The sequence below is a fragment of the Nocardia sp. CWNU-33 genome (genome assembly GCF_046764895.1).
Lineage (GTDB): Bacteria > Actinomycetota > Actinomycetes > Mycobacteriales > Mycobacteriaceae > Nocardia.
In genome coordinates this window covers 306621-314971 of sequence record NZ_JBKOQN010000003.1, presented here as the reverse complement: position 1 = coordinate 314971, position 8351 = coordinate 306621, and the positions used below count along the sequence as shown (strand labels likewise).

Below are 8351 nucleotides of genomic sequence, written 5' to 3'. Positions count from 1 at the left end.
CCGATGGAGCAATGGGAGCGCGATGGGTTGCGCTCGGCCAACTTCGGGATGCGCAACCAGGTCGAATTCATCCTGGATGCCCTCGCCGAGCAGCGTGCGCAGGCGTCCGATGTGTACGAGCAGCTGGCCGCGGTACGGGCTACGGCGAGTTCAGCCGACGGTTTGGTGACGGTGACCGTGGACGGCGCCGGTGTCCTCACCGATGTGCAGTTCGCGCAGGAGGCTTTTCGCAGTACCCCAGAGAAGCTGGGCCAATCTGTCACCGAGGCGGGCCGGGAGGCGGCACGACTCGCGAACGTGCAGAACGAGGCGATTACCGCCCCGCTCACTGCGGGGGCCGATGCGATGCCGGATCTGCCCGACCTGGTGCCAGGCGCGCCCAGTCTGCGGGAAGTGCGTGCGCCCTGGCGTCGCGATCCGGAAGAACCGGGTTCGTAAGAGCGGATGACGGGATTTGAACCCGCGACCCTCACCTTGGCAAGGTGATGCGCTACCACTGCGCTACATCCGCGTGCATTGCCTGCGCGATCCGATTCCGGCCGTGCATGTTCTGCGACGTTGAACTGTAGTAGGTGCGGCCCGGATTTCGGAAATCCGGGGCGACGGATCGTCGGTGCGCTACTGTCGGATCAGCCATCAGATGCGCACCGATGGGTTCGTATTCGCTTGCACAGCAATACTATTCGGCTCCGCTACGACGGCGGCCGCACCCTCGATGACCCGAGCATGGCGTCGACTACATGACCGTGCCCGCGGGCGTGCTGTTGCGTTACGTGCCGCTGACCGCCGAGCAGCGGGCACGACTCTGACACCAACCGCGGCGCGACGTCGCGGGATGCCCGGAATCGACGAGACCCGCGCTGGACTACGACCGGATTCCGGCTGTCGCAACTGCGCGCTGGAGTGGATGCGACGAGGCGCGCTGGACATCGCCGGGTGCGGGCGGCGTTGCCGCCTACTCGCCGGTCCCGGCGAAGACCGCGAGTCCGGCTCACCGCTGAGGGTGGTCGAGTCCGCTGAGCCGAACCACGGTCAGCAGTGCGGCGACTACCGAGATCCCTGAGCAACCGGGTTCGTCACCGCACCGAATGCGGTGGCGTGGTCGGTGGCCCATTGGGTGTAGGTGCGCGGGGCGCGGCCGAGGACCCGGTTGACGTCGTCGGTGAGGACCGCGTTGCCGCCCGCGCGGACGTAAGCCTGGCCGGCGAGGGCACCATCGGCGAATTCCGCGGACATGCCGGCGGCAAGCATGTGTTCGCGGGCGGTGTCTTCTGCGATGTCGATGGACTCCACCGGGTGGTCGAGGACGGCGGCCAACACGGCAGCCTGGTCCGGGCCGGTGAGCAGTTCCGGGCCAGTGAGGGTGTAGACGCGGCCCGAGTGGCCGGGCGCGAGGAGCGCCTCGGCGGCCACTGCGGCCACGTCGCGCGGGTCGACGACGCCCTGGCTGCCCGAACCGGTCAGGTTGGGCACTGGTTGACCAGAGCGGATCGCATCGATCCAGCTCAGGGTGTTCGAGGCAAAAGAGCTCGGGCGCAGGATCGTCCACTCGAGGCCGCTTTCGCGCGCGGCGTTCTCACCGGGGATGTGCCAGGTGCCGACTCGTCCGAGTTCGGGCTCGCCGGTGCCGATGGCCGACAGTTTCACGATTCGGCGGACGCCGGCCGCCTTGGCGGTGGCGACCAATGCCCGGTCGGTTTCGGCGTCGTCCGGTCCGAGCACGCCGACGATGAATACGGCGTCCGCGCCCGACATGGCCGCGGCCATCGACGCGGTGTCGGTGTAGTCGCCGCGCACCACCTCGACTTCGGCGGGCAGCTGCGCTCGTTGCGGGTCTCGCGTCACGGCACGGACCGGCTCGCCGCGCGCTGCGAGTTGACGAACGATTTCGCTGCCGATTGTTCCGGTGGCACCGGTAATAAGAATCATGATGGCCAGCCTGCCGCCGTGACCCCGCGGTCTATAGGAAATTTCGGCACACCTGGACGGCCTCGAACTGCCTACAGTTGATCGGGTGACCACCACATATCCGGCGCACACGCTGACCGACGAGCTCATCGAGACCACGGTGGCAGCGCCCGAATCCTTGCGCCCGTGGATCACCGAGCTCGGACACATCCCGACCGTCGCCGACGTCTCGCTGCCCTTCACGCATGTGCCACACGTCGCGACGACCATTGTGCTGCGTGCCGAGGCGGGAGGTCACCGCGAGGCGATGGTCGTCGGCCCGCACACCAAGGCGACGTACTCCAGGGCCGAGAAGCCGGCCGGATGCGTGCGCCTTCGACTCGAACCGGGAGCCACCCGTCAGCTGCTGGGTGTACCGGCCACCGACCTTGCGAACCGCGTGTTCCGGCTCGCCGACTTTCCCGGTGTCGCAGCCGATCTGGCCGACGAGCTGACGCGCCTCACACCCGAGGAAGTACTACCCTTCCTGGCAGACGTCCTCCCCCGACGCATCTCCGAGGACCCGACCCAGCGTGCCCACCGGACCCTGCTGCGCACCGCCGTCGCCGCCATATCCGCCGCCGCACCGACCCCGGTCCACGAACTGGCCGCCGACCTGGCCGTGAGCGAACGCCAACTCCGCAACCTCTTCACCACCGGTGTCGGCGTCTCCCCCAAGCACTACACCCGCATCGCCCGAGTCCGCCGCATCCTCGCCCATGCGGGCATCACCCCGTGGGCCCAACTGGCCACCACCACCGGCTATTACGACCAATCCCACATGACCGCCGACTTCCGCACCCTCATGGGCGTCCCCCCGACTTCCTTCCTCCGCGGCAACCTCCCCGCGCCCACCCCCTGTCAACCGCTCTATCACCCCTGACCGCCCGCCCTGAACGGGACATCAGCCAGAGCCCACTTCGACGTCGCCGCGGCCACGTTCATCTCCCCTCTCGCACATTCGGCCAGCATGGTGAGAACAGTTGCCATGGTCGGCCCGACAGATCCCTGATGCGGCGCGATCGTCGGACTCGGCACCAGCGGTGCGGTCGACGCCGATTGCGTTGTAGTGCTTCATGGCGGGCGCGGAATCCGGTCGTGCGATATCGACCCGCGTGCTTGCATGGCGAATACCACGCGGACCAGGTGGGCGAGAAGGCCATAGACAGGTTTCCGCGCCATAGCTCCCCTATCGAGAATCCTTCTCCGCCCGGCGGGCCGCCTTCTCCTCGGCTTCCGCGGCGTCCATGGCGTCGGCTTCCTCGAGGGTGGGCGCGCTGCCACCGAGGCGGGCGGGAACCCAGTAGGCGCCCGGCTCGTGCGGGTAGTCGCGCTGAAGATCGAGCAGCATTTCCTGCATGGCGGCACGCAGCTGGGCGGTGAGGTCCGCCGCGGGTTCGTAGGGCTGGATCGGTACGCCGACCGCGATGGAGATCGGAGTGTTGGTGCGGCCGAGACGCTTCGGGAAGCCCTTGGTCCACACTCGCTGCGCACCCCAGATGACGATCGGGATGATCGGTACATCCGACTCGATCGCCATGCGCGCGGCGCCGGACTTGAAGTCCTTGATCTCGAAGCTCCGGCTGATGGTCGCCTCGGGATACACGCCGACCAGCTCGCCCTTGCGCAGGTACTCGACCGCGGCTTGGTAGGAGTCGGCGCCCGCCGATCGGTCCACGGGAATGTGCTTGAGCGCCCGCATGATCGGCCCGGAGATGCTGTTGTCGAACACCTCTTTTTTGGCCATGAAGCGGATGTAGCGCTTAGGTGTGCGCACCGGAAGCCCGGCGTAGGTGAAGTCCATATATCCGGTGTGGTTGACCGCGATTACGGCACCACCCCGGGCAGGGATATTCTCCTCACCCTTGACGGTGAATTTCAGACCTTCGACGAAGAAGACAGTACGGGCCAGGCCGACGATCGTCCGGTAGACGGGTTCCACAATTCCGCTAGCGTAGTCGCAGACTGTCCCATCCGGCAGAGCGCCGCCGCGCGCGCTGTCTCGCGAGCGCCGAACCGGACCCGGGATTCGCCCGATAGGCCCGAGTGCAAGACCTACGAAAGAGGACCTTGGAAGTGGACCGCGCCCGACCGATAACGCGTGAACGCGACCGGAAAGACCCGCGCTATCGTGACCGGACAAGGCAATTCGAGCACGACGGGGCAGCGCACCAGCAGCGCAGCGCCCCTCGCCACGGCGACCTGCGGACAACGCCACGCATCGGCAGGAGCCTGGTCGGCGGACTCGTCGCCGCCGGAGCGGTCCTGCTCGCGGGCTGCGATTCGGCCGTCGGCATTCCCAATGAGGAGCCCGCGCGCGCCACGGCGCAGACCACCACCTCGCCCATCCTCGCCCCGACCACACCGAGCACCTCGGCCCTCCCGCCGATCCCCGCGAACGCCCCGCAGGTCGCAGCGGTGCCAGGCCTCCCGGCCGCCGCACCCGCGGTACAGCGCTGGGCCGCCGACCTGCAAACCGAAACGATCACCGCGCTGCAGGCCAAGTGCTGGTCCATGGCCCCAGGGAATGTGGCCGACATGTACGAGGGCAAGCAGGCCATCCTCAACGCCCTCGCCCAGCCCGGCGTCGCGACCGAGGACACCGTCACCTGGAAGACCAGGACCACCGCAGTCACCATCGACCGCGCCGCCGCCGACACCGGCTACGCCTGCCCGCGAGTGATTGCGGCGGGCGAGGACACCGGCCTGAACGACGCCGACGCCAGGCACACCGTGCGCCGGTATCTGGCCCGATCTGTCGGCGCTCCGCTCGACCCCTCCGACAAGGAGGGCACCTACCCGCTCGTGTGCAAGGCGAGCCCGGCGACCTGGGACCCCACCGGCACCGGCAAACCGATCGCCGCGCCGTTGGCGAACAACGCAGGCAAGCTGACCGGCGCCACGAAGTTCGCCGACCAGGAAATCCAATCGGAGCGACTGCGCGCGGACTACATCGCGGTACAGGTGCCCGTCACCAACGCCGCCGGGGTGACCCAGACGCGGACTTTCACCTTGACCGATGGCCACGAGAGCTCCAAGGGCTACTGCATCGGCGACGTTTCACCATAGCCACTACTCTGGATGGCTGGTAACGGCTAGGAGGAGCAGCTCGTGCAGATCACCAGCGTCGGACACGCCGGATTCCATATTCGCACCGCGGCCGGGTCGATCCTTTGCGATCCCTGGGTCAACCCCGCCTACTTCGGTTCGTGGTTCCCGTTCCCCGACAACACCCAGCTCGACTGGGACGAGCTGGGCAATTGCGACTTCCTGTACGTCTCGCACCTGCATCGCGACCACTTCGACGCCGTCACGCTGGCCCAGCACGTCAACAAGGACGCGACCGTGCTGCTGCCGGACTACCCGGTGCCGGATCTGAAGCGCGAACTGGAGCTGCTCGGTTTCACCAAGTTCTTCGAGACCGAGGACTCGGTCAAGCACACGATCACCGGTCCGGGCGGCGAGCTGGACATCATGATCATCGCGTTGCGCGCGCCGGCAGACGGGCCGATCGGCGACTCCGGGATTATCGTCTCAGACGGCGTGACCACCTGTTTCAACATGAACGACGCCCGGCCGGTCGACATGGATGTGCTGCACGACGCATTCGGCCGGATCGACATTCATCTGCTGCAGTACTCGGGCGCCATCTGGTACCCGATGGTCTACGACATCCCGAGCCGCACCAAGTCGAACTTCGGCAAGCAGAAACGGCAGCGCGGCATGGACCGGTGCCGCAGCTATATCGAGCAGGTCGGCGCCACCTGGGTGGTGCCGTCGGCGGGGCCGCCGGTGTTCCTCGACGGCGAGCTGCGCTACCTCAACGACGACCGCGGCGACGAAGGCAATATCTTCCCGGACCAGATGGTGTTCCTGGAACAGATGCGCATCCACGGCAACGAGGGCGGGCTGTTGATGATCCCCGGCTCGGTCGCCGATGTGCGTGGTTCCGAGCTGGAGTTGACCCATCCGTTCGAACCAGGCCTGGTCTACGACAACAAGGCCGCATACATCGAACAGATGGCGCAGCGTCTCGCGCCGGTGCTGGCCGCGGAGAAGGCGAGCTGGGCACCGGCGACCGGCGAGCCGCTGCTGGAGCCGTTGCAGGCCCTGTTCGAGCCGATCATGGCGCAGAGCGACCTGATTTGCGACGGCATCGGCTACCCCGTGGGGCTCGTCATCGGGGACGAGACCGTGGTGCTGGACTTCCCCAAGCGCGTGGTGCGCGGTCCGGTCGACGGCGAAGGCAAGTATCGCTACGGCTTCCGCATCGCCCCGGAATTGGTGCGCACGGTGTTGCGCGACAACGAGCCGGACTGGGTGAATACCATCTTCCTGTCCACCCGATTCCAGGCGTGGCGCATCGGCGGGTACAACGAATTCCTTTATACGTTCTTCAAATGCCTGACCGACGAGCGCATCGCCTATGCCGACGGCTGGTTCGCCGAGGCGCACGACGATTCCGCGTCCACCGAACTCGACGGCTGGGAAGTGCAGCGGCGCTGCCCACACCTCAAGGCCGACCTTTCGAAATTCGGTGTCGTCGAGGGCAATACGCTCCTGTGCAATTTGCACGGGTGGCAGTGGGACCTGGAATCGGGTCGCTGCAAAACCTCCAAAGGTCACGAACTTCGTTCCCGCAAGTTGGCCTGAGTCGGTCGCTGCACCAATTTCGAGCGCCCGAACTTCATCGCGCCGAATGTCGACGCATCATTCCGGATGTCGATCGATCGGGCATATGCTCGTCCGTTCCGTGTGCGCAGTGACACTGCGCACACGGAACCGTCGGACAGAGTTTCGGCCGGGTGCCGTACCGGCACCCAACGAGCGCGATTTTCCTCGAAGAGGCCCGCTCAGGCGGTAATTTCGCGGGTGAGCCGCGAGGACCACGGACACCAGAAGCACCCGGGCAGGAAGGCGCCGCAGGCCTCATCCAGGTGGTCCTCCGTGTAGGTGATGCTCGAGTCGCATACCTCGATCGCCATGGTGAAGAAGGTGATCGTGTCCGGGTCGAGATGGAAACTCCAGCCCGGGTTGTAATTCACGGTGGTTTTCCTGATTCGGCCCATCACGTGGACCGACATGGTTTCCTCGCCGGACAGAATTCGACGGGCTTCGGATATCCGTTGTTCGTTGTTGAGCCGGATGATGAATTCCTTGCCGGAATAATCTGTGAATGCAAAGTCCGCCATGTTGATTTTCCCCTCGATGGAGTAGGGCCAATCGACTTCGATTGGAGGAACCTAGCCCTTCGATCGTATCGACTCGACGATCAGGCGTGCTGCAAATTGCTCATAAAATTTGTTGCAGGACAATGGAAGTAGAAAGCCGGTCCGTATTGCCTCGAACAAGCAGCGGATCGGATCGATACACAGGGATCGACTGGACCGTCCGCGCGCTGGCGGCTCCCCATCACTGCCGTACAACCTTCTTCGATGACATGATCAGCTCCCGGACCGCCATCGCGCCCCTGGCGACCGGCGCGCCGATATGGCCTTCGGCATCGATCAATACGGCCGAAGGCGTGCCGCGGACGCGGTAGCGCAAAGCGGCTTCGTTACCCCGCTGTACCAGCGCGGCAATACCGTCGAGCCCCTGCTCCTGCGCCCATTCGGCCTGCTCCGCGGCGTCGCCGTTGCCGACGACCACAATGGTCAGCGCCTCGGCGGTGCGCGAGTGCCACCGCGGCAGCTCCCGAGCCAGTGCTGCGCACAGCTCACAGTTGGGATGCACGAACACCAGTAGTACTCGGCGCCCATGGACCAGTAGCGATTCCAGAGTCGTGCGGCCGTCATCGACGTCGAACAGTTCGAACTCGGGCGCAACGGCGCCCACCGGCAGCCCCTCGGCACCGAGGGTCGAGAGCGCCTGCTCGTCTACCCGCCGTTGCAAGCCGCGGACCTCGCCGAACATCCACACCAGTAGCGCGGCGAGCACCGCGACAACTCCCAGCCCGACCGCATTGTCGGCGGGCAGCCCGCCCGGCACCTGCGAATACGCGAGCGAACCCCAGCCGACCAGCACCGCGAGCGCCATCAGCACCCCATTGCGGGCTACGGTCCAGGCGCCGATCGGTGCGTCGCTCAACGAGCCGAAACACGAACAGGCAGGTCGTCTTCCCCGCACCAGCAGTCGAATGACGGCGCCCGTGAACACCGCGAGCACCAGCGTGGCAAGCACCGACGCCGCCACCGCCGTCCACGGCGGCAGCACCGCCACCGCGATCACCGCCTCCAACATCGGTAGCCCCCACGCCACGACGGGCGCCCATTGGATCGGTACCCCGAATTCGGCCGCCGACTTCCGCATCGCGGCCCGGTCCATCAGCTTCCCCACCGCCGACAGACCGAACACCGCACTCACCGCCAGCCGCGAAACCCACACCCCGTATTCGATCAGCATGA

Annotated in this window: 8 protein-coding genes, 1 tRNA gene and 1 pseudogene; 5 read left to right on the top strand and 5 right to left on the bottom strand. The window is 66.3% G+C overall.

Features of this window, described 5'->3' with window-relative positions; translation table 11 throughout:
* The first annotated feature begins 3 nt into the window (after nucleotides 1-3).
* A complete protein-coding gene (locus tag ACLMAL_RS05610) occupies nucleotides 4-438 on the top strand; it encodes a YbaB/EbfC family nucleoid-associated protein (RefSeq protein ID WP_411998085.1) in 435 nt (144 codons plus the stop codon).
* Nucleotide 439: 1 nt separating this feature from the next.
* Here the strand turns inward: ACLMAL_RS05610 and ACLMAL_RS05605 are convergent.
* Nucleotides 440-511: transfer RNA gene (locus ACLMAL_RS05605), tRNA-Gly, on the bottom strand.
* A 211-nt stretch (nucleotides 512-722) separates the two neighbouring features.
* Between ACLMAL_RS05605 and ACLMAL_RS05600 the strand changes: the two are divergent.
* A pseudogene (locus ACLMAL_RS05600) lies at nucleotides 723-794 on the top strand (hypothetical protein); the annotation flags it as partial.
* Between the two features lie 253 nt (nucleotides 795-1047).
* Here the strand turns inward: ACLMAL_RS05600 and ACLMAL_RS05595 are convergent.
* A complete protein-coding gene (locus ACLMAL_RS05595; RefSeq protein WP_411998084.1) occupies nucleotides 1048-1929 on the bottom strand; it encodes an NAD(P)H-binding protein in 882 nt (293 codons plus the stop codon).
* A gap of 85 nt (nucleotides 1930-2014) precedes the next feature.
* On the opposite strand from ACLMAL_RS05595, the gene ACLMAL_RS05590 reads away from it, so the two are divergent.
* Nucleotides 2015-2830, top strand: a complete 816-nt coding sequence (locus tag ACLMAL_RS05590) for a helix-turn-helix domain-containing protein (protein ID WP_411998083.1) — start codon at nucleotides 2015-2017, stop codon at nucleotides 2828-2830.
* 306 nt (nucleotides 2831-3136) lie between these two features.
* On the opposite strand, the gene ACLMAL_RS05585 is transcribed toward ACLMAL_RS05590, so the two are convergent.
* On the bottom strand, nucleotides 3137-3889 hold the full coding sequence (locus ACLMAL_RS05585; protein WP_411998082.1) for a lysophospholipid acyltransferase family protein: 753 nt from the start codon (nucleotides 3887-3889) through the stop codon (nucleotides 3137-3139).
* Between the two features lie 134 nt (nucleotides 3890-4023).
* On the opposite strand from ACLMAL_RS05585, the gene ACLMAL_RS05580 reads away from it, so the two are divergent.
* Nucleotides 4024-5016: a hypothetical protein gene (locus ACLMAL_RS05580; protein ID WP_411998081.1), complete on the top strand. Its 993-nt coding sequence runs from the start codon at nucleotides 4024-4026 to the stop codon at nucleotides 5014-5016.
* A gap of 42 nt (nucleotides 5017-5058) precedes the next feature.
* Nucleotides 5059-6600, top strand: coding sequence for a Rieske 2Fe-2S domain-containing protein (locus tag ACLMAL_RS05575; RefSeq protein WP_411998080.1), 1542 nt, complete (start codon nucleotides 5059-5061; stop codon nucleotides 6598-6600).
* 200 nt (nucleotides 6601-6800) lie between these two features.
* Here ACLMAL_RS05575 and ACLMAL_RS05570 read toward each other — a convergent pair whose 3' ends face one another.
* A complete protein-coding gene (locus tag ACLMAL_RS05570) occupies nucleotides 6801-7139 on the bottom strand; it encodes a calmodulin (protein WP_406235139.1) in 339 nt (112 codons plus the stop codon).
* Between the two features lie 220 nt (nucleotides 7140-7359).
* On the bottom strand, nucleotides 7360-8349 hold the full coding sequence (locus tag ACLMAL_RS05565; protein WP_411998079.1) for a MauE/DoxX family redox-associated membrane protein: 990 nt from the start codon (nucleotides 8347-8349) through the stop codon (nucleotides 7360-7362).
* Nucleotides 8350-8351: the final 2 nt, after the last annotated feature.

Coding starts and splice junctions, on each gene's coding strand:
- ACLMAL_RS05610 (WP_411998085.1), top strand. CDS start 4: ATGGAGCAATGGGAGCGCGATGGGTTGCGCTCGGCCAACTTCGGGATG.
- ACLMAL_RS05570 (WP_406235139.1), bottom strand. CDS start 7,139: ATGGCGGACTTTGCATTCACAGATTATTCCGGCAAGGAATTCATCATC.
- ACLMAL_RS05565 (WP_411998079.1), bottom strand. CDS start 8,349: ATGCTGATCGAATACGGGGTGTGGGTTTCGCGGCTGGCGGTGAGTGCG.
- ACLMAL_RS05595 (WP_411998084.1), bottom strand. CDS start 1,929: ATGATTCTTATTACCGGTGCCACCGGAACAATCGGCAGCGAAATCGTT.